Below are 24,249 nucleotides of genomic sequence, written 5' to 3'. Positions count from 1 at the left end.
AATCCAGCCGAACCACTATCTCAAAAACGGTATCTGGTGGCTGATCCGGAGACCGAGACGACTGTATCGAGACGAGCGAAAATCGAAACTCCGGAGCAACAAAACCGGTTGCAAACTACGGAATTGATCGATCCGAGACTCGTTTCCGTTCACTACCTCGAGTCGGGAGGAGCGGCCCCCTAGATTTCGGAGATCCGTTCGTGCTCGGTTTCGACGGCCTGTGCGTCCTCCTCGAGCAGCGCGACGATGAGGTAGGGCACGTAGGACTCGAAGTACTCGAGGACCGAGGCGATCCGATCTGAGTCGATCGCCTCGAGCGAATCGAGCAGCATGAACGGCACCGTCTCGTAGACGTCGTGGACGAGATAGCCCGCGAGCGCGAAGACGAGTCCGGTCACCTCGCGTTCGCTCTCGCTCAGGTGTTCGATCGAGTCCTCGTAGGCCGCCCCGCTGTCGGTGCTGCGCACGATTTTGAGATCGAACGACGACTTCGTGACCTTCCGGCGGCCCTCGCGTGCCTCCCGGGTCGTCCGAGCGATCCAGATTCGGTCGAGGTTACCGTACTCGAGGGTGTCGAGCAGGTTCTCCATGTGTTCGTTGAACGCGCCGACCGCGTTCTCCTCGATCTGTTCGATCCGCGTCCGCAGATCCGTCAGTTCGTCGGTGACGTCCTCGCGGCGCTCCTCGAGGTCCTCGCGGTTCTCGAGGCGATCTTCGATCGAGCTGATCTCGTCGTCGATCTCGTCGCGCTCGCGCTCTTTGCGCTCGAGTTTGAACTCGAGCTGGTTTACCTCCTTGTGCTGGTCGAGCACGCCGCTGTAGTCTTCGGTCTCGAGCTCGTCGATTTCGGTCTCGAGTTCGTCGATCTCGTCGGTGAGTGTCTCCCGTTCGTCGGTCAGATCGTCGATCGTCTCGCTGCGGGAGTCGATCTCGTCGTCGATCGAGTCGAGGCGACGCTGGGTCCGCTGGTACTCGCTTCGGCTCTCGTTGATGGTCGAGACCGTTTCCCGGCGCTCTTCGAGGTCATTGTTGATCTCGGTGCGCTCCTGGATTCGGTCTTCCCGCGCGTCCCGGAGCTGTTCGATCGTCGTCTCGATCTGCTCGCGGGCCACCGAGGAGCCACAGGTCCAGCAGGTGACCGTCTCCGAGTCCTCGAGCAACTGATCGGTGATCGCCCCGTCGTCTGCGTCGTCAGCCGGCTCGTTCGCGTCGACGAGCACGGAGTCGGGCTCCTCGAGCAGTTGTTCGTTGAACTGGATGGTGCTCTGGAGCTGGGAAATCTCCTTCGAAAGCTCCGCTTTTTCTTCCTGCAGCGTTTCGATTTCGGCTTCCAGGCGGCTCACGTCGGCGTCGTCGCCGGCCGACAGCGACTCGAGTTTCTGCTGGACCTCCTCGCGTTCGTCTTCGAGGGCGTCGATGCTCTCGCGTTCGGTCTCGATCCGGTCCCGTGTGCGCTCGAGTTCCGAGCGGGTGTCGCGGAGTTCGTCGAGTTTGGTCTCGAGTTCGGACTGTTCTTCCCGGCGCTCCTCGACGTCGACGTTGGCCTCGTCGAGTTCCGCCTGTGCTTCGGCGAGTTCGTCCTCGAGGTCCTCGATCTCGTCGGTGACGCGTTTGCGCTTGGCTTCGAGGTCGGGCAGGCGCTGTTCGAGGTCGTCTAACTCCTCGAGTTGCTCGTCGATCGATCGTTTGCGCTGCTCGCACTGTTCGATCTCGGCCTGGATGGCGGCCGTATCGACCGGCCGCATGATGAGTTCGCGCAGATCGTCGCCGCGCGCGACGGCGCGACGCGCCTCGTTCGATTCGAGTAAGAATGCGAATAGGTCTGCGATATCCGGATCTTCGAGATACGGATCGCCGTCGGTGATGATGGTCCCGTTCTGGCGCGTGAGCTTTCGGCGGTAGCGTTCGTCGCCGAACTCGAGTTCGGCGTGTCCCTCCTCGGCGTCGGCTTTGAGACTTACCTGATCGCTGCCAAGTGCGGCCATGACCGCCTGGAGAAGCGACGTTCGGTTCGTGGCGTTGCGCCCCGAGAGGACGGTCACGCCCTCCTGGAAGGTAACTTCCGCAGTGTCGATACCGCCGATATTGTCGACAGTCAACGTCGCAGTCGTCGGAACTGTCTCTTTTTTCGCCTCTAGTTCACTTTCCATACCCCATCATTCTCTCTCCTTACACATAGGTATTACCACTTCAGTCGCCTGTCTCACTGTTTCGAACCGTCGAAAGGGGGGTGCTGGCCACCGGCGTCCCCCCTACGTGTCTATCCCCCCACAACTACAGGATCTATTTTCGAGGAGCTCTCTGACGGTGAACTCTTCGAAGCAATCCTCACACGTCACGGTGATGCCAACGGAAACGTTGTACTCGCCGATATCGACGATATCGTTTCGCTCGAGGTGAGCGACTGTATCTGCAGTGACCGCGGCCGTTCGGTTCTGGAGCGAGCCGAGTTTTTCGCGGCTCCGTTCGAGACGCTCTTCGTCGCTCGGCGTCTCGAGGGACGCCTCGAGGCACTTGGTGAGGTGGTTGTAGACGGTCTGGTGGGAGATGAAGTCTGACTCGACCTGCTCGACGGGGACGCCGTCGCGCTCGAGTTCGTTGCGCGTCTGGACTTGCGTCCCGCTGGTCACGTCGTCGTCGGTGAGCAGCCGATACGTATTCTCGACTTCGCCTTCCTTGGCGGTGACGCCGGCCTCCTCGAAGGCCGCCTCGAGGACGAGTTCGTTCACGTACGTCGCTAACTTTCGCGTGCTGTACTGTTCGTCCGCTTCACCCGTCCAGAGCGCGACGAGTTCGTCGTCGAGTCCCGAAAGTCCGTACTCGTTACTGATTCGGCCGAGTTTACAGCCACAGGAGCGATTCGAGTCCGTCGCTGAGTTTGATTCAGTCACTATTCGAACAGTCGGGCGTCACCGGCAAAAATGTTTTGCCTCGGCGGTTACAAGGGAGGCGGTGCGTTCTGGCGCGATTCGCCGGAGAATTCCACGTAGCGGGCGGCGTGCAAAAGATAATTTACATATTGTCTACATGACGGACCCGTTCGAACGAGCGCGAGCGCGGATAGCGTCGTCTCTGAGTGGGGCCCGCCGCCAGTCGTTTCTGGTCGCGGCCAGTCGCCGATCGTTCTGACCGGCCACCCATTAGCAGAACTCCAAGGGTGAGCGCGCAGTCGCGAACGAACACGATACTGACCGTGAGAGGTAGTTTACACGCATATTTGTGTAAACAAATAGCTCGAGTTCGTCGGGACGATCCGGGACCAATACGAGCCGAAACGACGTTCTCGAGAGTAGTGGCGAGACGAACCACGGCGTTTCGTGCCCGTCTCGAGTCGTCGTCCGCTGACGAACGGAACTCCGTTCTTCAGGGCCGAACGCTAGTGGCTATAGACACAGGCCAATCGATTCGTAGATCGGATATGACAGTAAAAGTGGTTTCACAATATAAACTATCGATATGAGAACCGACCGTCCTGACGAGCCGCCCATCCGTCCGATGCATGCGTGGTGACCTGAACGCCGACACGGCCGGACGAGGGGCGTATCGCGAGGCGAGCGAGTACGGCATCCTCGAGTATTCATCGATCACCGGAAGCCTCACTGTAGCGAACGGGAGTCCGAATCGCGATTCGACCGAGGCAAGTTCGAACCGACGACCCGGTTCGGTCGCGTTTTCCCCGCTGGTACCGAGTCCGTTCGGCGCATCTCACCGAACGGTACGCGTCGCCAGCTCGATTACAACAAAGCGAGTAAGAATATATGATTGTATCTGTAAACACAGCGTTCCGAAATCCGACACGCTACATTCGAAGCGGTCGAACGGGGAAGAAACTGACAGGCGGTACAGACGAGAGAGGGGACTGAACCGGAGAGGTCCGAAATCGAGTACGGCGCTGCCAGCACTTCACGCGAGCGAGGAACCGCGTTCCGGGTTCTCGTCACCTCGACGCCGGCGCGTCTCGAGAACCGACACGGCGCATCTGGGACAGCGGCAAGCGATCGACCGATCGTCCGTCGGTATCCTACGACGGGCCGCGCTCAAGGTGGAAGCCGAGTACCACTGGGCGATTCGGGTGTGGGACGAATCCGGCGAGCCGAGCGCGTGGAGCGAGCCGGCCCGGTGGGAGATGGGATTGCTCGAGCCCGCGGACTGGGAGGCCATCTGGATTCGTCATCCGTCGGATGAAGCCGGCGAGCAGCCGCATTTTACCTATCTCCGGCGAGAATTCTCCCTCAATGGTTCGATAGAACGGGCTCGAGCGTCCGTCTCCGCCAGCCATCAGTACGGACTCTCGGTTAACGGGGAACCCATCGATCGCGGCCAGGCGTTTTCGTATCCGGATTTTCAGTACTACAAGACGGTCGATCTCACCGAGGCCCCCACGACCGGATCGAACGCGGTCGGCGCGCTGACCCACTGGAGCGGTGCCGGACAGGGGCGGCCGGCCGCCCAACCGAGGTTCGTCTGCCAACTCGTCGTTGAGTTTACCGACGGCACCGAGCGGACGATCCGCACCGACGAATCCTGGCGCGTACGCGAGGCCGAGTGGCTCGAAGACGCGCCGCAGCGCAACGACGAAATTGCCGAACCAGTCGAGCGAACCGACGGACGACGGACTCCGATCGGATGGACACAGCCGGGGTTCGATACGAGTGGATGGGATCGAGCGGCGGTCGTCGGGACCCACCCGACGGAGCCGTGGACGCGACTCGTCGCCCAGTCCACCGACGTCGTTCGATCGTCGGTCGAACCAGCGTCGATGAATCAGCTCGAGGACGGCACCGTCGTCGTCGACTTCGGACGCGTCTACCCCGGGCTTCTCGAAGTCGACTTCACCGAGGGGGTCGACGGCCACCGCGTCGAGTTTCGGGCGGGCTATCTGCTCGAGGATGACGGAACCGTCTCGGCGGACGAGGGCACCCAGTGGACGGACATGCGCTACGAGTACGTCCAGCGCGACGGCGAGTGCCGGTTCCGACCGTTCAACGTCCTCGGATTTCGATACCTCCAGATCGACGATCCGGGCGAGCGTCTCGAGCCGGAGCAAGTTCGGCTGCTGGCGACGCGATTTAGCGTCCCGACGAGCGGGCCGCGGCGTTCGAATCGTCGAACGACACCGTCGACGCCGTCTTCGAGCTCGCGCGCCACTCCACGCTGTACGGCAGCCAGGAACAGTTTATCGATACGCCGACCCGCGAGAAGGGTCAGTTCCTGCTCGACGCGTACAATATGTCCCAGACGACGACGCGGGCGTTTCGCGAGCGAACGCTGAGTCGTCGCGCGATCGAAGAGTTCGCCCGCTCGCACTACCGCTACTGGGCGGGCGAGGGGCGACTCAACGCCATCTATCCGAACGGCGACGGCAAGCGCGACATTCCAGACTTTACGATCTCGTTTCCCGAGTGGGTCTGGCGGTACTATCGGGTTACGGGCGACCGGCAGACGCTCGAGACCGCCGCCCCCATCGTGTGGGCGATCGCCACCTACGGGCAGCGCCACGTCGACGACGAGACCGGTCTCGTTACGAACCAGTCGCCGATCGTCTCCGGTCGATCGACGAGTCCATTCGCGAGTTCGGCGTTCTGCTGGGTGGCATCGTAGTCGACGTCGTAAAGCGCCACCGACCCGACGAGGTCGTCACACTGCAGGAGGTCGTTGATGAGCGTGTGCGCCCAGCCGAGGCTGCCGTCGCCGATATACCCGACTTTCACCGACTGTTGGGACTGCGATGAGGACCGCTCCTCGAGTTGATGCATACGTTCTGTACCGAGAATGGAGCATAAAATAGTTACCGTTGGAGCACCAGTAGCGCCGTCTCGGCAACCGGCCACGTCGTGAGCAATGTTTAATTGGCCGGCGTTAGTAGCTACGACGAACGAACTCGATGACACCAATACAACACCTCCTCGTCGCAGGAATCTCGGTCAACCAGGATATGTTGACCCTTATTGGCAGCGTCGCCCTCCTCGTGTTGCTCGGTCTCTCGGCGTTTTTCTCCTCGTCGGAACTCGCCATGTTCTCGCTCGCCAGACACCGAATCGACGCGTTGCAAGAAGAAGGCGCGCAGGGAGCACAAACGCTCGCGGAGTTGAAAGCCGATCCACACCGCCTGCTCGTGACGATCCTCGTGGGGAACAATCTGGTCAACATCGCGATGTCGTCGATAGCGACTGCGCTGGTCGGGTTCTACTTCGATCCCGGTCCGGCCGTTCTCGTCTCCACGTTCGGCGTGACTGCGGTCGTGTTGCTGTTCGGAGAATCGGGGCCGAAGTCATACGCCGTCGAGAACACGGAATCCTGGGCGCTTAAAACTGCGAGCCCGTTGAAGGTATCGCAGGCGGTGCTCTTTCCGCTGGTCGTCGTCTTCGATTATCTCACACGACTGGTAAACCGCGTGACCGGCGGCCAGTCGTCCATCGAGGACTCCTACGTCAGCCGCGACGAGATTCAAGACATCATCGAGACCGGCGAACGGGAAGGCGTCCTCGAGGAGGGCGAAAAGGAGATGCTCCAGCGCATCCTGCGGTTCAACAACACGATCGCCAAGGAGGTGATGACGCCGCGACTCGACGTCGAAGCAATCGCGAAGAGCGTGTCGATCGAAGAGGCGATCCAGGCCTGCGTGCAGTCGGGCCACGAGCGCCTGCCCGTCTACGAGGCGAGCCTGGACAACGTCATCGGCGTCGTCTCCATCCGCGATCTGGTCCGCGAACACCTCTACGGCGAAGGAAGTGACGTCGAACTCACGGATCTCGTCCAACCGACCCTCCACGTCCCCGAATCCAAGAACGTCGACGAACTTCTCGGGGAAATGCAAAGCGAACGTGTCCACCTCGCCGTCGTACTCGACGAGTTCGGGACGACCGAAGGAATCCTCACGACGGAGGACATCACCGAGGCGGTCGTCGGCGAACTGCTCGAGGAAGAAGAAGAACACCCGGTCGAGTTCGTCGACGACGACACCGTCATCGTTCGCGGCGAGGTCAACATCGACGAGGTAAACGAGGCGCTCGACATCGAACTCCCCGAGGGCGAGGAGTTCGAAACGATCGCCGGCTTCATCTTCAACCGCTCGGGTCGACTGGTCGAAGACGGCGAGGTGTTCGTCCACGACGATATCGAGATCCGGATCGAACAGGTCGAAAACACGCGAATCACGAGATCGCGGATACGGAAGATCGAAGACGACGAGACCGGAGACGGCTCCGAAGCGGCCGGAGACGCGGAACAGGAGGCGGTCAGCGGCGAAGCCGAGAGCTAATCTCGACTGGTTTCTGCAGGGGCGAACGTCCAGTGTCGAAGGTGTGGATTCGATACCCTCGTCCCGATTCCGGTGGCCTGACGGTTCGGTCTCTGTGCGTTCGAACGGCGACTACTCGAGCGGATCGAAAACGTCGATATTCGGCAGGCATGACTGTTAGCTGATATATAGCACGAACCGATCGCCAACATTTCGAACCAGGCGACTGGCTCCAAGAGCGCCGGAGAATACTGGTTGCGAACCCGCGTCCCCGCCCTCGGAACAGGTGCCGAGCAGCGCTGTTCGAGTCGGTACGGCACAGTATGTACTCCACTCGGTCATGCCGTGGTAAACTAACGCACAATCAATCCGGTGGTACCGGACAGGCTCGAGAAGTGCCGACAGAATATCGCTATTCACTGAATTTGACAGTGAGAGTAGATACTATACGACGTTCAGTATTGTTTTACATACATATTTATGTAATACAGCGCCTCATCCGGTACGGAGTGGGACTAATCTGTCCAGCATCAGCGAACGGATCTCTTCGAGAATTGTCGGTATGCGTCAGAAAAAGCGGGTGTTCCCCGGCATACACCGCCCTCGTTGCTCGAAGTTTTCCTTCCGGTGATAGCGGACAGATCAGCGAGTATCGGGAGAGTATCTCGATCGAATCGGCACAATCATCCGGTTTTGGCAGCACAATCGTTCCGAGTTTCGTCGTCCGTTTCCACCGTCAACGTCCACGTCGTATTCGAAGACGGATGGATCGGCTAGGTAGTCGAGGACGTCGCTGGTCTCGTTGTAGTGGGTATTGAGACTCTGCTCCTGTATTAACGCGTTGTGCGAGCAGGCGTCGACCTGCAGACACGACGCGAACGTGATCGGCCCGAGCGGGCAGTGGGAGCCATCGCAACGTCGTAGGCTTCGGCCATCGCCACGATCTTTTTGCCCTCCGTAATCCCGCCGGCGTGGCTGAGATCCGACTGGATCACGTCGACCGAGCCGTTCTCGAAGACCTCTTTGAAATCCCAGCAGGAATACATCCGCTCGCTGGTCGCAGACCCTTGCTATCGACCATTCGACGGGGAACGCGCATACAAACGACGGTTTATGATGGGAGTCCAATAGAGTTGTTAGTGGCAATATTAATTCAATTAATGAGTTGGGTTGTTGAGAAGAGAGTTGCAATCGTTTCCCGTTTCCATCCGTCCGGTCCGATCATCTGATCTCATATCGAGCACCTGAGGTACCCAGAGCGTATAATTTCCCGAGCGACCCGATCAATTGTGTGCTGATCGGTTCCGAATGATTGGTACACACGTGTTACGTTTGCTTACACCAACGATACCGACGATATCTGCGTACGGCACGGACGAATTCGATCGCTCGACGAACTTCGCGTCGAGTGCGAACGATTCCCGCGAATTTCGAGCAGACGCGACCGTCGTGGTACTCTCGGGGCGTCGACACGGATCGGGGAGGTGCTCGCCATCCGATATCCTGACTCGTCGGCGAACCGAGACGATGTCGCACGAAAAACGCCGCCTTAAATGGCATGTTTTGTACTTTTTTCGCCTCGTACTAGTTTTCTGAAACTAGTTTCGGCGTCAGCTATCTGCGTTCGGAAGCGTCGATCGTTCAGATCCGGACGAGAATGTCGTCCTCCTCGACGCGGCAATCGAACGTGCCGATGCGCTGGCCCGAAGCCTCGTGTTCGCCCGTCTCGAGGTCCCACTCCCAGAGGTGCCACGGACAGGAGACGGTACAGGCCTCCGTATCGACGCCACCGCGTTCACCCGTCCAGGTGTCTTCTGCATTGATCTTCTCGTCGCCCGCGTTACACAGCGGGGCGTGCTGGTGGGAGCACCGGTTGCTGATCGCGTAGTACTCGTCGCCGGTGTTGAAGACCGCGATCTCGATGCCGCCAATATCGAACCCTTCGCCCTCGCCGACCGGGATGTCGCCGACTTCCGCTATTTTCGTGAAATTATCTGTATCAGTCATATTTCTAGATATCGAGTATTTTGTTGGCGTTTCCGCTGAGGATCTGCTCTCGCGTGTAGTCGTCGAACGCCCGCGACGTGTAGAACCACGTCGGCGGGTCGAGCGTCTGGTGGGGCCAGTCGCTCGAGTAGATGAACATGTCGTCGGCCATCGAAAGGTCGAGGAGATTCTCGGCGGCCCCCGCGTTTCGCGGCAGCGCGAACGGTTGGGTGCAGAGGTAGATGTTGTCCCGGAGGTACTCGCTGGGCGTTCGCTCGAGGTACGTGCCGCCCGACTCCATCTTGCGAGGCGTGATCTGGATGTCTTCGGGGTGCATTTCGTAGAACTCGTCCATCCGGTAGCGGAGGAACGGCACCCACCAGTGTCCGCCTTCCTGAATCACGACGTCGAGGTCCGGATACTTGTCGAAGACGCCGCGCATGATCATATTGACCACGTTTACCATGGCGTGGATCGGCCAGTCGAAGCCGAGGACCTCGGTCCACGTCAGCATGTCGTCGCCGATGTAGGAGTGCTGGGGCCAGTACGCGAGCGAGCCGTGGAGCAACAGCGGGAGGTCGTGTTCGACGAGGGCTTCGAAGACGGGGTCGAACTGCTCGTTGCCCCACGGTATTTTCGGATCGAACCACGAGTAGGCCGCCACGATGTTATCCTCGTCTGCGACGCGTTCGATCTCGTCGACGGCGTACTCGGTGTCCCACTTCGGAATCATCATCGAGGTGGAGACGCCCTCGTCCGCGAAGTGATCGAGCATGTAATCGTTCGCAGCCTGGGCGATGGCGTTCTTCAGAACGGGATGGTGCTGATGGTTCAGATTGTTAATCCCCGGATTGACGATGGGTTCGTCGACGGCGAGTCCCTCACAGGCCTCGTGGACATCTTCGGCGTACTTCGCGCGGCCCTGCGTGAACAGCCCCTCCTGTCCTTCTTTGATGCCGTAGGCGGCGTCCCACTTGCCCATCAGCGGAGTCGGACCGAACTCTGTCGTCAACTTATCGAGTGCCCGGTCGTCCTCGACGTAGGACAGCAGTTCGTCCTCGAGCGGATTGACGTGGAAGTCGACGTCGACGATCTCGTCGTCGAACGCCTCCGCCGGGACCTCTCGGTCGGCGTCTAAGCGCTTGACTGATGTTTCCATACACATCGCTATATCTAACCGTCGATAATGAAGCTTGTGGTTGGTTACGATCGCTAAAAGCAGAGATATTGGTTGCTTTGAGCGCTCTCGGTCGGAATTACCGAATCCCAGCAGAGAAATAAAACAGTCTCTGGTCCAGAACGAGACGCCAGTCGAGCGGGTCCGCTGTCCGTTACAGACGTATACATGTAATAGTGTGGTCGCTGCGTTCGGAGTTACCGAATGAAGCTCGGATCGATGGGGAGCGTTCGCACTCGAGTGAGACGTATCGACGATGGCGACTCAGTTCGGCGGATACTGAAGCGTGAGTTCGAGTTCGTTCGTGGCCTCGAGCAGTTTCGGTTTGATCTCGTCGTGACAGCGCCCGACCGTGAGCCGGTTCGCGGGGCCAGACACGCAGAGTGCACCTGCGATCGATCCGTCGTTCAGTACGGGCGCACCGATCGCTCGCACCCCATCGATCGTTTCCTTGTTGTTGAGTGCGATGCCGTCCGCGCGGATTTGCTCGAGTTCTTCCCGGAGCTCCGCCGGATCCGTGATCGTGTGTGGCGTCAGTTCGGGAAGGCCGTGCCGGTCGATAATCTCCCGGACGCGCTCGTCGGGGAGGTACGCGAGAATCAGCTTGCCGGTCGCGAGGTGGTGCAAGCGCGCCCGACCACCGACCCGCGCGTGGGTCTGCACCGCGTTGTCGCCCATCGCCTTATCGAGGTAGACCGCCTTTCCGTGCTCTTCGACGATGGTCCAGGCCACTTCACCGGTCGCCTCGGCGAGATCCTCGAGAATCGGGGCGCCGATCCGCGAGATCTGGTACGTGTCTTTGACGAACATCCCGTGTTCGAGAAATTTGAGACCGAGTTCGTACTCGTCCTCGCGTTGGACCACGTATTCGTTGCTCTCAAGGGTCGCGAGGTGGCTGTGTATGGTGCTCTTCGCGTAGGGCAGTTCGGCGGCCAGTTCGGCCAGCGTCGCACTGTTCATCGACTGGAGCGTGCCGACGATTTCGACGACTGTATCGGTCGTTTTAACCCGTCGATTTGGACCGTCGCCCGGTGTCATACGCTCGAAACGCAGACGACCAGCTAAATTCTTTTGGAGACGATCGGATTCCGTTCACCTGACCCGATCGAGCGAAAGGAACCGACGGCATTCGCTCGAAAATAGATGATCGAGGAAATGTTTCTACGGGCGCAATATGCAATATTAATCTGATGGGTTCTATATATGGTCTGATAGCCAATTATTCGGTTACAATTAGATCACCACACACATCGCGCGCTGATTGTCTGTTTCGGAGATACGAAGCGAGCGCGTTCAGATCGCACCCAATATCATCTCGGGTGTCGTTTGTCCGGCGGTATATAGTCCATGCGGCGTATTTCTCCTCTATCACTCGAACGAACCACAGTAGTCGGCTGACGGTTCACATCGTCTTCTAGATCGACGTTTCGTCGCGGAAAAAGCACGAACAGCACGTTTCAAGCGAAATAGGAACGACTACCGGCGACTCGCTGACCGAATAGTTCGGATTTGTCTCGAGCGTGAGTTTCGTGGTCACTTCATCCAGAACGATAAGAAATGTTATTTATATTTGGGTTTGTCAATTTGAGAGGGTATAGATAATTGTGATTCCGCTGGGGCCGAGTGGCCGATGAATCATCGACCATTCGTCTGTCTTCGAAACGAAATTCAAAACGGATTCCATACAGATAGTGGAGCGAAAACATTATACAGCTTTCTAAAAATACAGATACTGAAAGATGGCAAAGAGATTCACGTCCGTGTGGCGACGATATCGGTCAGTACCGATCGTCTACCGGATCGGCGCGGCGTTCGTTCTCGGTGCGATCGTCGGGTTGGCCGTCGGTCCGGCGGCGACGGAGCTACAGCCTCTCGGCGACCTGTTTATCCGATTGCTCGAGATGGTCATCGTCCCGATCATCGTGTTCACGCTGTTGATGGCGACGAGAGAGCTGTCTCCGAAGAATCTCGGGAAGATCGGCGGGCAGGTCACGGTTCTGTACCTGATAACGACCGCTATCGCGATCGGAATCGGACTCGCCGTGAGCAACCTGATAAATCCCGGCGCCGGGATGGTGATCGAAGAGACTTCGGTCGAAACCGAACAGACGCCGTCGATCGTCGATCAGTTGTTCGCGATCGTTCCCGCGAACCCGATGACTGCGCTCGCGGAGGGGAACATCCTCTCGATCATCTTTTTCACGCTGATCTTCGGTCTCGGGATGACGATCGTTCGAGAAGAAGTCGAGCCCGATTCGGCCGTTCGAAACGGGATCGAGACTATCTTCGACGTGGTCGACGCCGGCGCGGAGGTGATGTTCAAAATCGTCTGGGGCGTGATGGAGTTCGGCGTTCTCGGCGTGTTCGCGCTGATGGCGGCCCTGTTCGGCGAAATCGGCCTCGCGGTTATCGAAGCGTACCTCATGCTCTCGCTGACGCTCGTCCTCGCGGTCGGGATCCAGATCACGCTCGTCTACCTCCTCGTAATCGTTCGCGGGGCCGTTGGCGAGTCCCCGCTGGATTTTATCCGAGGCACCAAAGAGGCGCTCATCACCGCCCTCAGCATCCGTTCGTCGACGGCGACGCTGCCGGTCACCATGTCGAACGCGGACGAAAACCTCCGCATCAAAGAGCGGGTGTACGGCTTTTCGCTGCCGCTCGGTGCGACCGTCAACATGGACGGAACGTCGATGTACCTCGGTATCGTCGCCATCTTCGCTGCGAACATCGCAGGCGTCTCCCTGACGCTTGTCGAACAGGTGACGATCCTGCTTACGGCGCTGCTCGCAAGTATCGGCACCGCTGGCGTCCCAAGCGCGAGTCTGGTCATGATGTCCGCGGTGTTGACCCAGGCCGGACTGCCGCTCGAGGTGATCGGAATGATCGCGGGTATCGATCCGCTGCTCGATCGACTCCGAACGATGAACAATATCGCGGGCGACCTCGCAGTGACCACGGTGGTCGCGAAGTGGAACGATGCGATCGACCTCACTGCCGGCGTCTGGGCTGACGGAGCCAGCGGATTGCGCGAGGAGCCGGTCAGTACCACGAACGACGATTGACCGAACCCGCGTGCGATCCGTATTCGCAGTCGATTCGTACGTCGATCCAAGTTTGTAGTCAATTCGCATTCGTTAATCGAACGTATTCACGCGGCGCGGATCGCAAAGTGCCCGAATCGAGTTGGCTGTTCAATGCTTTCTTACGTCCTGACCGAGTAGTTAATCGTAATTTCCCGCCCATGGCTGCGATACAAGTCGACGAGTTGACCCGAACGTTCGGAGACGTGACAGCTGTCGACGACCTCTCGTTTACGGTCGACGACGGGGAGCTGTTCGGTCTCCTCGGGCCGAACGGCGCGGGCAAGTCGACTCTCATTAACGTGCTCGTTACCCTCCTGGGCCCGACTACGGGAACTGCAAGGGTAAACGGCTACGACGTCAGTTCGGAGATGGGGGCCGTTCGCAACAGCATCGGGGTCGTCTTCCAGGAACAGACCCTCGACGAGGAACTCACCGGCGAAGAGAACCTCGCCTTCCACGCCCGGCTCTACGGAATGGGGCGACGCGAACGGACGGCACGGATCGACGAGGTGCTCGAGCTCGTCGGACTCACGGACGTCCGAGACGATCGCGTCGGGACGTACTCCGGCGGCATGAAACGGCGACTCGAGATCGGCCGCGGGTTGTTACACAAACCTGCGGTGCTCTTTCTCGACGAGCCGACCGCCGGTCTCGACGCTCGCACCCGACGGGACACCTGGGAATACATCCAGCGGATGAACGCGGACGACGGCGTCTCGATCGTTCTGACCACCCACTATATTGAAGAGGCAGAACACCTCTGTGACCGCGTCGCGATCGTCGACGACGGCGAAATCGCCGCGATCGATTCGCCCGAAGCGCTCAAGGCGGATCTCGGCGGAAGCGTCGTCTCGCTTGCCGTCGATGGATCGGTGTCGGCGTTCCGCGACCGCCTCGAGGACCGGCCGTGGGCCGTCGAGTACACGAGAACTGAAAGTGGCGTCAACGTCACGGTCGAACGCGGCGAAGACCGGATCGCGGATCTCGTTCACCTGGCCGACGAGGTCGACGCACAGATCACGTCCGTCGACATTCACCGGCCGAATCTGGAAACGGTGTTCCTCTCGTTGACGGGCGATACGATCGCCTCCCGTGAAGCGTCCCACGAACGTTCTGGAGAGGAGATTATCGAACCGACCGGTGACGGAACTCCACACCAGCGTGCCGTAGACGGCCGGTCCGAATCGGTCCACGGAGGGAACGACGAATGAACGTCGTCGATCCCCTTGGAATCTACGCGCTCTGGCTGCGCGATCTCAAACGATTCGTTCGCACGCCGTCTCGGATCATTGGCTCGATCGCGATGCCGTTTCTCTTTCTCGTCTTCCTGGCGTTCGGATTCGACGGAGCAGCTATTCCGGGCCTCCCCGACGACGTCGAGTACCTCCAGTTTCTCGTCCCCGGAATGGTCGGGTTCACGATGTTGTTCGGTGCGTCGTTCGCCGGTCTGTCGATCCTTTCGGACCAGGACGTCGGCTTTCTCAAGGAGATCCTGGTCGCACCGATAAGCCGCACCTCTATCGTCCTCGGTCGAATCGCCGGCGGGTCGACGACAGCGCTCGTGCAGGCGACCCTCATCCTCCTGCTCTCGATACCGCTCGGCTTCGAGATCGCGAACCCGCTCTCGTTGCCGGTCGCCGTCGTCTTTCTCGTGTTGATCGCGATCACCTTCGTCGGATTCGGCGTGGCGCTCGCGTCTCAGTTCAGCGACAGCGAGGGATTCGGCCTCGTCGTTCAATTCATCATCTTCCCGCTCTTTTTCCTCTCGGGCGCGATATACCCCATCTCGAGTTTCCCCGAGCCGGTTCAGGTGCTCGCGCTGGCCAATCCGCTGACCTACGGCGTCGACGGCTTGCGCGCGGTGCTGGTCGGTAGCTCGACGTATCCGGTCGCCCTCGACTTCGGGGCGCTCGTGCTCTCTTCGGGTATCATGGTCGCCGTCGGGACGTATCTCTTCGAGCGCGTCGAAGCCGTGTGAAGGAGTCGAGATCCGGTTCGAGACTCGAGGGTCGGCCGAAACTCGACTCGAGGGGTTCACTTGAAACGGAAAGAGATACTTCCGATGGGACGAAGGTCACAGTACGATGGCCTCAAACAGGGCACCGCCGATGGGTGAGTAACGATGGGCGCTGACAACGTCGACATCTTCAAGCACATCGTCTTCAGTCTCCCACCGCTTCCCGTTCAGATCGCGGCGATGGTCGTTTTGAGTCCCGTGTACGCGGCGGTGACGTACCTGTCGTTCAACACGTTCGCGCCGGTCGAATTGCTCCCCGGAATCATCCCGCTCATCGCGCTCTCGGTCTATTTCGTCCCCTCGTTCGTCCCCGCCGAACTCTTCTATCACGTGCTCCCGGACTACCCCCGTCACTGGAGTTATTTCCTCGCCCTGACGAATCAGCTGTTCGTCTTCGTCTATGCGCTGATCCTCTCCGGTGCCGACACCGGCTCGAACGCCTGGCGGATCATCTGGCTGGCGCTGATTACGGTGAGTCTCACGAACGTACTCGTACTGACCGTCTCGGTCGGTCACGAGCGATTGAAACGGATAATTCCAGTTTCGATTCTCCAGCCGCTTCTGTTGATCGGCGTATTTCAGGTCTTCATCGGACGAGCCGTCGGTATCGAAGATTCCGTGATCCTCCTCCACTTCGGTGTCTTGCTCGGCGTCGTCGCGTTTCTCGTTCTCGTCCTGAAAGTGTTCGACTACCTGATCGGAAGCAACGCGAACGTTTCGGCGTTCGAACTCACCTCGAGCCTCCTGAAAGGCGAACGATCGGCGTTGGATCTGGGTTACATCTCGAAACCCGACGTTCAGACGTTGGAAGTCGACAACGGCCGTTCGCTCACGCTCGCCGCCCCCTGGGTTCACCCCGGTCCGCTCGGCGGGTTCGGCGGCGGCGAGCTCAGTCAGGAAGTGATCGAGAGCCTGAACGAAACCGGAGCCGGATTCTTCCTCCACGTCCCCTGTACGCACAAAGAGGACCTCGCCGACCCAGCCGACGCTACGAAGATACTAGAAGCCGTCGGAGAACCCGAGAAAACGGCCCGCGCCTCGAGGCTGTATTCGAAAGACTACGACGACGTCCGTTTTTACGGGCGCACCGTCGACGACTCGAAGATCGTCTTCTTCGAAGCCGAGGGAATAGACGACTATCACCCGGGCATCTTCATGGGAGACGTCTCGAGAGATGACGTGTTGCTGGTGGACATGCACAACCACCACATTCACGCGGAGATGGATACGGAGATCCAGTACGGAACCGAAGAAGCCGCGCGACTCAAGCGATACTTCGACGATTTCCTCGAAACGCTCGACGGTCTCGACACGTACGAGTACGAGGCCGGTTTCGACGTCGACTGCGACGGGGATCCGGTCGTCGCGCTGGTCGAAGAAGTAGACTCCCAGACGACCCTCGTCTTCGGAACCGACACGAACGGCGTCACCGACGACCTGCGAGCGCTGCGCGAGCGACTCGAGAACGAGTTCGACGAAGTGATTTTGTTCTCGACGGATACCCACGCGTCGGTGTACGAACTCGCGAACATGGACGAAGTCGAAACGGACGTGGTCGAGGGGGTTATTCAAAACGCCTCCGAGAACGTCTCGAATGCGCGTATCGGCCTCACGAACCGGCAATCCGACCCGGTGCGGTTGCTCAAGCTCGATTACAGCGGTCTCGTTTTCAGCGTGAACATCATCATCAGGCTCATCCTCATCTCGCTCGCGGCGTTCTATCTGTTACTGATAGTACTGGTGTTCTGAGAACGGCCTGCAATCTATCATGGTATCGGTCGTACTCCGTCGTCTGTTCTCACCGTCTGGAAACGGGCTCGAGGGCGTCACTGCCGGCGTTCGAACACCACCGCGTCCGCTGTTAGCGGGTTGGCTGGTTCGAATTCGTTGGGAAACGCGTTCGGTCGAGAAGCGTCGGTTGATGGAGGGGCCGTGACTACACCACGTCGAGTATCCACCGGCCCAAGTTGATCGCCATGAGCGTCGCTCCCTCGAGTCGCCCTAACTTCCTGTCCGTTCCGAGCAGCAAAGCGGTGAGCACGGAGAGACCAAGCAGCCAGACCGTGGTTCCGATGGCGGTCGCTGCGATTGCGATAGGCGTGAGCGTCGACGTGACGCCCAGAACGAACAGCGCATTGAAGACGTTACTCCCGATGAGGTTGCCGGCGGAGATATCGCCCATTCCCTTCCGGGCGGCGGCAACGGAAGCGACGATCTCCGGGGTGGAAGTACCGACTGCGACGATGGTTTCCCCGATGACCCACTCGGAGAGGCCTGCCGACTCGGCGACGGCCACTGCCGATTCCACGAGGAAGTGTGCACCGACGACGATGGTGCCGAGCCCGCCGACGAGAAGGAGAGCCGTCCGCCACGTTGCCCCGCGTTCGTCCATTGGATCTTCCACGGGTTCGTCCGTCGAATCTTCTACCGGTTCGTCCATCAAACCCTCCCCCCGTTCGTTTATTGGATCTTCCTCCAATTCGTCCGGTCGGACGAACAGAATTGCGATATAGCCGACGAACGCAACGAGCAGGGCGACCCCTTCGAGACGGGTAACCCGGAGGTCCCACAGGACCGCCAACAGCAGCAGCGTCGAAAGTACCATCGCCGTTCCGTCTCGGCGGACCATCCGAGCTGAGCTTCGAACGCCGACGATGGCCGCGATCCCGCCGAGCACGATTCCGATGTTAAAGAGGTTCGAGCCGACGACGTTCGCTACCGCGATGTCACCGTTTCCGGCGAGCGCGGCGTCGACACTGACGGCAGCCTCCGGTGCCGAGGTTCCCATCGCGACCACTGTGAGGCCGACGACCAGCTCCGAGAGGCCGAAGCGCCGCGCCACTCTGGCCGCGTGGGACACGAACACCTCCGCACCGATCCATAGGACCACGATGCTCAGAGCCAACGTGACGAGTGCAACGAGTCCGCCGTCTATCATCCGGTCTCGTACTCAGCAAGGGTAGTTCTCGACATATTTGTGCAATGGTCAGTGAATTCGCATTATGTTTGTGCAGTGGCCAGTGAAGTACAGTAGTAGAGTTTTCAGCATCTAATTGGATAAAATCTCGCCCACCTTGGCTACTGGAGCGGTGCCTCTACAGGCGGAGCAAGCCGAGTGCCTCGGAGTCGTCCGAAAGACGAAGTCTTTCGGGATCAAGCGAACCCTTCGGGTTCGCGGACCTCGCGGGATCTCCGATCTCGCTTAGTGACGAGACGCCTTTGGCGTCTCGAACCACTTGACCCCGAGGCGGTTCACGCCATGTGTTTCGAGGCGAGTGGGTTCACGAATCCTCAGCGACTGCGTCGTCTTCCCACCCCTCGCTGTGGATCCGTTCCTCCGGCGTACCGAGGTCGCGGAGCTCGTCTTCCGTCTCGACGACCATACCGGGGACGCCACAGACGTAGAAGTCCCGGGACTCGAAATCGTCGAAGAGGTCCTCGAGGTGCTCCTGTACGTAGCCGGTCCGGTCGAGCCAGTCCCACTCCGGATCCGAGAGCGTGTAGGTCGTCTCGACGGAGGCGTACGTCGCCGCGAGCTCCTCTAACGTGCTCCGATGGAAGATCGAGTCACTTGTCCGCTCGCCGAAGACGAGGTGTGCGTCGCCGCTCCCGACACGCGCGTACTGTCTGAGGATCGAAAGCAGCGGCGTGAGACCGGTTCCGCTCGCGAGCAGGGCGATATCGCGGTCCGGATCCTCGAGAGAAAGGTTTCCCTCGAACTCCCCGATTTCGATTTCGTCACCCGGAGATCGGCTATGCATGTACGAAGATGCGAGGCCGTCGTCGTAGCGCTTGATCGCGAGTGCGAACTCGTCGGTGCCGGGAAGGGTCGTGGGACTGTAGGGCCGCACGACCTCCTTGCCGTCGGCCTCGAACTGGACCGTCGTGTGTTGTCCGGGATCGAACTCGAGGGATTCACCGGAAATACGGAGTCGAAACCCTTTCACTTGCGGCGCGAGGCGGTACGTGTCGACGAGAGTGGCGGTTCGCGTCATCGGACCACACCGATATACACAGATCAGACGGAAAAATAGCCCGTATGAGACTGAGTAACAACCATAGTTTGGAGATGTCGGTAGACGGACAAAATTAGAGTCGGAGGAACAGAACGAGAGTCAGATGAACAGATTTAGGGTTAACGATCTGGTAAGTTCGTATTGAATGTGTTTCAAGAGGAAGAATAGTGCAATCTACATGGAGTTCCTTTCGTCCTATCCGAACTGAATTATCTGTTCACTATACCTGCGAACTCTTCACTCGCAATCCTGAAGTGAAAAACAATTTTATTTTTAAACCAATATGATAGGAGTACTCTGAGTATTCAACCGGCGACCTGTAGAACGACGCTGAGAAGGGCCATGAGGGCGCAAAGACCCATTACAAGAATAGCGTAGAACGGCACTTGGAACTCTGATGGGTCAGTTGAGAATGTCTTGTACAGTGATGTGATGACAAGCAGGGCTCCACCACCGCACACCAACATGACAAAAATACCAAAACCATCCGTTGTTCCCGAAATAAAGCCGTCCACACCAATTGCTATTCCCAGAATTGCTGAAAACCCATAAAAGACAGATGGTCGGTTCATAATGGATTGAAATAGAAGGAGCGTGAAAAATTGTCCGCTCTGTATGACTTTCAACGGCCAGTGAGTAGTTCATCTCTACTTACCGTTCCTCGAGTAGTCACAGAGAGGGCATGCGAACTGTTCTATGACACCCTGTCTGTTTCACAGTATATCTCCACCACAGGAGTTACTGCAGTCCGTGGGAGTACCGCAGTCCGTGGAATTACTGCGGACATACTGGTGTTGATCGGAGACGGTCTCGCGTGTGAAGCTTTCGGACGAAAAAGCCTCGTTGCTGAAATCGAAGGAGTCCCGTTACTGAAATTCCGACAACGACGTGTCGCCATCGGGTGACTCGCTATCGGTCAAATATCGTTGAACTGAGTCGTGTATCCCGACGTCATCGAGCACGTCGTCGAGGGCAGAGAGGATCAGTTCGATGTCCATATCGAGGGTATACTCGCGGTACGTCCCACCGCGGCGACCCTCGTTGCGCTCCGTAACGGACACGAGTCCGAGCATCGCGAGCTCCGAGAGGTGATCGCGCATGCGACGAGGGACCAGCGGGTCGCGTCCCGCCCGCTGGGCGAAATTGGTGTATCGAGGTCGGACGTCGCGCGATCGTATCGGGGTCTCGTTCTGGAGATGTAACGTCAACAGCGAATAGAGGACGAGGTGGCCGTGCTGGGTCAATCCGTTGATCCCTTCCTCGATGCGACCACGCTCGAGGTCGTGTCGACCCGCCTCGACGTGTTCTTCGGTGATGACGATCTCGTCTTGTTGCTCCTGGGCGACCTCTTCCTCTCGAGCCAGATCGCCCGCTTTCATCAGCAGATCGATCGACTGGCGGGCGTCACCCGCATCTTTCGCCCCGTAGGCAGCACACAGCGGAATCACCGCATCGTCGATGACCCCATCGTGGAACGCGACCTCCGCCCGCTGTTCGAGGATTTTCTGAAGATCGCCGGCGTCGTAGGCCGGAAAGTGGATCTCCTGCTCACAGAGTGAGCTTTTGACCTTCGGCGAGAGGTCGTCCCGGAACGAAAAGTCGTTCGAGATGCCGATGATTCCGATCTTTGCTTCGGTGAGATTGTTGTTTGCACGCGCTCGCGGGAGTTGGTACAGAATTGAATCGTCTTCGACGTGGTCGACCTCGTCTAAGACGATCAAATTCGTTCCACCGATCGAGTCGAGATCGTCCCACAGCATTTCGTAGACCGTCGCCCGCGGATACCCGGTCGTACTGATCTGGTTCGTCTCCTCGCGGAGTTCGTTGACCAGCCGCGTCGCGATCTGATACGAAGACGTCAGACCGTCGCAGTTGAGAAAGGTCAGGTGGAGATCGATGTCGTCGTACTGGTTCGCGTCTTCCTCGAGATGCGAGAGGAGATACCGGGTTGCAGCCGTTTTACCGACACCAGTCTTTCCGTAGAGAAAGACGTTATTCGGTTGCTCCCCGTTGATAACAGGTTGGAGTGACGCCTGGTACATCTGAATCTCTTCGTCCCGTCCGACGAGTTCTTCGGGCTGATAGTCCTCGCGCAGTGCATCCCGGTTTTTGTAGATTTCCGTGTCGCGTTCGAACAGACCCATTCGCTTTCTTAGATGATATATTCTCACGATGGTTTATAAAACCACCGTGTCCGGAGTGTCCGCTGTTCTATCTTTTATATATTAATCGGTGGGACACACACCCCCCATGATGTCCGCTGTAACGGTGAAGATGAGTGGGTGTGGAGTTTCGGAGTAGTATTAAGAGGAGAAGATTTATAACCTAATGTAACTAGCTAGTCCGTACTAGGACTATATCAGTTGGTAGTAGATGTGTATTAGCAAAATGAATCCTCTTGTGATGGGAAAGAATCTGTTGGCGTACTATCTCATATCCCACCCCTCCATTTCGAGAGAACAGCGGACAAAGTGGGGTGGGTGTGTTCCGAACAATCTAAGAATAATCCGAATCGGTCTCAGTCCTTTCATCAGTGAACGTTTCTCCGTTCTCCGGTTCGTATGAGCCGTATCTCTACTTCGCCACCGTCGTGGGAGTTTCGGATCTCGCTATCGGAGGATAGGTACTTTCTCACCACACCACGATGTCCGCTGTTCTGAAAGTCGAGTAGCACACTACAGCGGACACAGTGGTGTGTTTCGAAGCTCCCATCCGAATACCCTCGACTTCGAAACCACAATCCGAATATCTCTAGGTACGCAACCCGCTTCGTCTGTCGACAGTCCGCAGCTCGAGATCAATGTCCAGAATCGCGTCGACATCGAGACGATCGATTCACGTTCGAATCCGGCTTCGCTTTCACCTTAGCTTTCGTAACTCTTTTCGATTACAGGGGCTGTGTCGTACGCTCTGAGTTCAACGGTCCGTTCCGAGTCTAGAATTAACAGCGTATCGTCATCGCATTCGTGGTTCTCTCTCGTGGTTCTATCGAGTTCACGAGGTACGACAAACGTGTTTCGACCCCCGTTCGAACACCACTGTGTCCGCTGTTGTCTTCGTCGGATTGACACCACTGTGTCCGCTGTTGTCGTTCCGTCAGGTTTTGCTCGCAAATCTTCCGGTTCGCCCGAAATTTCGCTTCCGACTTCGGTAATAACAGCGGACATTGTGGTGTCTGACGACGGCGAGCGGTGGGCCCGGTTCGTTCTGAGAGCAACAGTTCCAAAGAAGCACACCGGTCGAGTGACAAAGCCCGAACTACTCTCCTAAAAAATCTCGAACTTCCTCCGAAAATGCCTCGAACTTCCTTCAAAAATGCCCTGAACTACACTCTCCCTAAAGATCCTGAATCCTTCTTCCGAAAACTAGTCCGTCTGAGAAAATCCGTGTGATGCTGGTGTTTTTCCGTCGACGCCGTCGATGATCTGCGTCGCTGCTTCGCCCTGCTTTATCGCTTCAATGAGCGACCGCAATCGCTGGAGCGAAATCTGTCCAGGTGCGTATTCGCTCGTGTCGGTTTCCAGCGGCGCGTATCCAAGTTTCGAACCGTACAGCGGGCCGAGGACGCGAACGTGACTGCCGATCTCCCCCATCGAGATCCCGGCAATCTGAATCCCGTTTTCCGTCGCGGAATTGATCGCAGTGAGCATTCGAAGCGTGTCCGTCTGATCGTTCGCGAACGTCGCGACTTTCGCGATATCGCCATATCGGGCGCACTCTTCGATGATCGCATCGAGCGTCGACTGATCCGGCGTTTCCTCGAACTCGTGAAACGAGATGATCAGGTCGATATCCGTTTCGCGAAACTCCTCGAGAACCCACTCTTTGCCACGTGCGGTTTCCAGTTCGATATCGACCATTTCGACGGCATCAGACCGTGCCGCCTCCATCAATCGATCCAGTCGCCCGTGGTCGATCGCGTTGCCGCCGAACCACTGCGACCGATTTGTCGCGATGATCGGTAACTCACCGTCGTAGTCCTCGAGTTGCGCGAGCGGTTCGTCGGCCTTGTCCATTCGAAATTCGATAACGTCTGCCGTCCCTCGAGCCTCTGTCTCCCGTGTAAGATCATTCGTAGTCGCTGCAAGAGCGAACTCCTCACGGTCCATGGTACGGTTTCTCACTCGACGGTATAAAATGTTCCTATTCGATTTAAATTACCCTCGCCCAATTTCGGGTGTTCGGTCTGACTTATTCTAGTAATCATCTCCGGTGATCGCCTCGGAACCATCTCGGGAATGCTTTTCTCATCCCATAAAGACCCGACACGTTCTGGGAATGGCGAAACCGTCAGGGGATGTAGGTGATTAGAATCACTGCAGTTGAGTAGATAAATATCAATATTCTGCAATAGGTATATTGTGAAGGACAATCAATAGTATGTAGGGCAATGGTAGTACTTGATACGCACGTGCTCGGACGGTGGGTTGCCATTTCACCGATTCTATTTCTTCACAGATGTCGAATGAATATAATATATCATCGGTATACTCCGGAACTAATTTGGTATTGATCTATTTTACACACGAGAGGGATTGAGATATGGGAAAATGAGATGGTTCACTCTCTCCAATAAGCTATGCCTCAGCACCGAAGGGGTCACATAGCTCCAGAGTCCTGGGATGTAAACTCGTGATCTGCTTCTAATATATTGTGGATAATCCACATTAATGTTGTGCCAGAGACCAAATCAAACTGCAGTTCGAACACGCTATCTTGAGGTATACCAC

At 58.0% G+C, this 24,249-nt stretch carries 16 protein-coding genes and 3 pseudogenes; 7 read left to right on the top strand and 12 right to left on the bottom strand.

The annotated features are described in order from the left end of the window. Window positions 1-179: 179 nt before the first annotated feature. Together BM348_RS15025 and rdfA are read right to left on the bottom strand one after the other, a co-directional pair. Window positions 180-2,150, bottom strand: a complete 1,971-nt coding sequence (locus BM348_RS15025; protein WP_092905978.1) for an archaea-specific SMC-related protein — start codon at window positions 2,148-2,150, stop codon at window positions 180-182. 102 nt (window positions 2,151-2,252) lie between these two features. Next, entirely contained in the window at window positions 2,253-2,891 is a 639-nt protein-coding gene (gene rdfA, locus BM348_RS15020) for a rod-determining factor RdfA (protein ID WP_092905976.1), read from the bottom strand. A gap of 608 nt (window positions 2,892-3,499) precedes the next feature. Here rdfA and BM348_RS22300 point away from each other — a divergent pair. Both BM348_RS22300 and BM348_RS21880 read left to right on the top strand, forming a co-directional pair. Then, a pseudogene (locus BM348_RS22300) lies at window positions 3,500-4,990 on the top strand (family 78 glycoside hydrolase catalytic domain); the annotation flags it as partial. Between the two features lie 155 nt (window positions 4,991-5,145). Next, a pseudogene (locus BM348_RS21880) lies at window positions 5,146-5,601 on the top strand (family 78 glycoside hydrolase catalytic domain); the annotation flags it as partial. On the opposite strand, the gene BM348_RS15010 reads toward BM348_RS21880, so the two are convergent. Then, entirely contained in the window at window positions 5,484-5,756 is a 273-nt protein-coding gene (locus tag BM348_RS15010) for a family 4 glycosyl hydrolase (protein WP_139231198.1), read from the bottom strand. The pseudogene BM348_RS21880 and the gene BM348_RS15010 overlap by 118 nt on opposite strands. A 128-nt stretch (window positions 5,757-5,884) precedes the next feature. On the opposite strand from BM348_RS15010, the gene BM348_RS15005 reads away from it, so the two are divergent. Continuing rightward, the gene (locus tag BM348_RS15005; protein ID WP_092905973.1) at window positions 5,885-7,261 is read left to right on the top strand and encodes a hemolysin family protein; all 1,377 of its coding nucleotides are present in this window, start codon (window positions 5,885-5,887) and stop codon (window positions 7,259-7,261) included. A gap of 726 nt (window positions 7,262-7,987) precedes the next feature. On the opposite strand, the pseudogene BM348_RS15000 reads toward BM348_RS15005, so the two are convergent. The 4 genes and pseudogenes from BM348_RS15000 to BM348_RS14985 all read right to left on the bottom strand — a co-directional run. Next, window positions 7,988-8,301, bottom strand: a pseudogene (locus tag BM348_RS15000) (enolase C-terminal domain-like protein); the annotation flags it as partial. Between the two features lie 580 nt (window positions 8,302-8,881). After that, window positions 8,882-9,247: a Rieske (2Fe-2S) protein gene (locus tag BM348_RS14995; protein WP_092905971.1), complete on the bottom strand. Its 366-nt coding sequence runs from the start codon at window positions 9,245-9,247 to the stop codon at window positions 8,882-8,884. A 4-nt stretch (window positions 9,248-9,251) separates the two neighbouring features. Further along, on the bottom strand, window positions 9,252-10,385 hold the full coding sequence (locus tag BM348_RS14990; protein WP_092905969.1) for an amidohydrolase family protein: 1,134 nt from the start codon (window positions 10,383-10,385) through the stop codon (window positions 9,252-9,254). A gap of 282 nt (window positions 10,386-10,667) precedes the next feature. Next, the gene (locus BM348_RS14985) at window positions 10,668-11,441 is read right to left on the bottom strand and encodes an IclR family transcriptional regulator (protein WP_092905967.1); all 774 of its coding nucleotides are present in this window, start codon (window positions 11,439-11,441) and stop codon (window positions 10,668-10,670) included. Between the two features lie 701 nt (window positions 11,442-12,142). Between BM348_RS14985 and BM348_RS14980 the strand changes: the two genes are divergently transcribed. The 4 genes from BM348_RS14980 (at window position 12,143) to BM348_RS14965 (ending at window position 17,252) form a co-directional block, all read left to right on the top strand. Then, on the top strand, window positions 12,143-13,465 hold the full coding sequence (locus BM348_RS14980; protein ID WP_092905965.1) for a dicarboxylate/amino acid:cation symporter: 1,323 nt from the start codon (window positions 12,143-12,145) through the stop codon (window positions 13,463-13,465). Window positions 13,466-13,644: 179 nt separating this feature from the next. Further along, the gene (locus BM348_RS14975) at window positions 13,645-14,697 is read left to right on the top strand and encodes an ATP-binding cassette domain-containing protein (protein ID WP_092905963.1); all 1,053 of its coding nucleotides are present in this window, start codon (window positions 13,645-13,647) and stop codon (window positions 14,695-14,697) included. After that, window positions 14,694-15,464, top strand: a complete 771-nt coding sequence (locus tag BM348_RS14970; RefSeq protein WP_092905961.1) for an ABC transporter permease — start codon at window positions 14,694-14,696, stop codon at window positions 15,462-15,464. The genes BM348_RS14975 and BM348_RS14970 overlap by 4 nt, the downstream gene beginning before the upstream one ends. A gap of 144 nt (window positions 15,465-15,608) precedes the next feature. Beyond that, a complete protein-coding gene (locus BM348_RS14965) occupies window positions 15,609-17,252 on the top strand; it encodes a DUF2070 family protein (protein ID WP_092905959.1) in 1,644 nt (547 codons plus the stop codon). Between the two features lie 187 nt (window positions 17,253-17,439). Here the strand turns inward: BM348_RS14965 and BM348_RS14960 are convergent, their stop codons facing one another. The 5 genes from BM348_RS14960 to BM348_RS14945 all read right to left on the bottom strand — a co-directional run bounded on the left by BM348_RS14960 (window position 17,440) and on the right by BM348_RS14945 (window position 23,628). Continuing rightward, the gene (locus tag BM348_RS14960) at window positions 17,440-18,441 is read right to left on the bottom strand and encodes a calcium/sodium antiporter (RefSeq protein ID WP_092905957.1); all 1,002 of its coding nucleotides are present in this window, start codon (window positions 18,439-18,441) and stop codon (window positions 17,440-17,442) included. 343 nt (window positions 18,442-18,784) lie between these two features. After that, the gene (locus tag BM348_RS14955; RefSeq protein ID WP_092905955.1) at window positions 18,785-19,498 is read right to left on the bottom strand and encodes a ferredoxin--NADP reductase; all 714 of its coding nucleotides are present in this window, start codon (window positions 19,496-19,498) and stop codon (window positions 18,785-18,787) included. A gap of 326 nt (window positions 19,499-19,824) precedes the next feature. After that, window positions 19,825-20,091, bottom strand: a complete 267-nt coding sequence (locus BM348_RS20665; protein ID WP_139231197.1) for a hypothetical protein — start codon at window positions 20,089-20,091, stop codon at window positions 19,825-19,827. A 294-nt stretch (window positions 20,092-20,385) separates the two neighbouring features. Beyond that, window positions 20,386-21,663, bottom strand: a complete 1,278-nt coding sequence (locus BM348_RS14950) for an orc1/cdc6 family replication initiation protein (RefSeq protein ID WP_092905954.1) — start codon at window positions 21,661-21,663, stop codon at window positions 20,386-20,388. 1,221 nt (window positions 21,664-22,884) lie between these two features. Next, the gene (locus tag BM348_RS14945; RefSeq protein WP_092905952.1) at window positions 22,885-23,628 is read right to left on the bottom strand and encodes a type I 3-dehydroquinate dehydratase; all 744 of its coding nucleotides are present in this window, start codon (window positions 23,626-23,628) and stop codon (window positions 22,885-22,887) included. Between the last annotated feature and the right edge of the window lie 621 nt (window positions 23,629-24,249).

It is taken from the genome of Halostagnicola kamekurae, assembly GCF_900116205.1.
GTDB classification, from domain to species: domain Archaea; phylum Halobacteriota; class Halobacteria; order Halobacteriales; family Natrialbaceae; genus Halostagnicola; species Halostagnicola kamekurae.
This window is presented reverse-complemented; position numbering and strand designations above follow the sequence as displayed.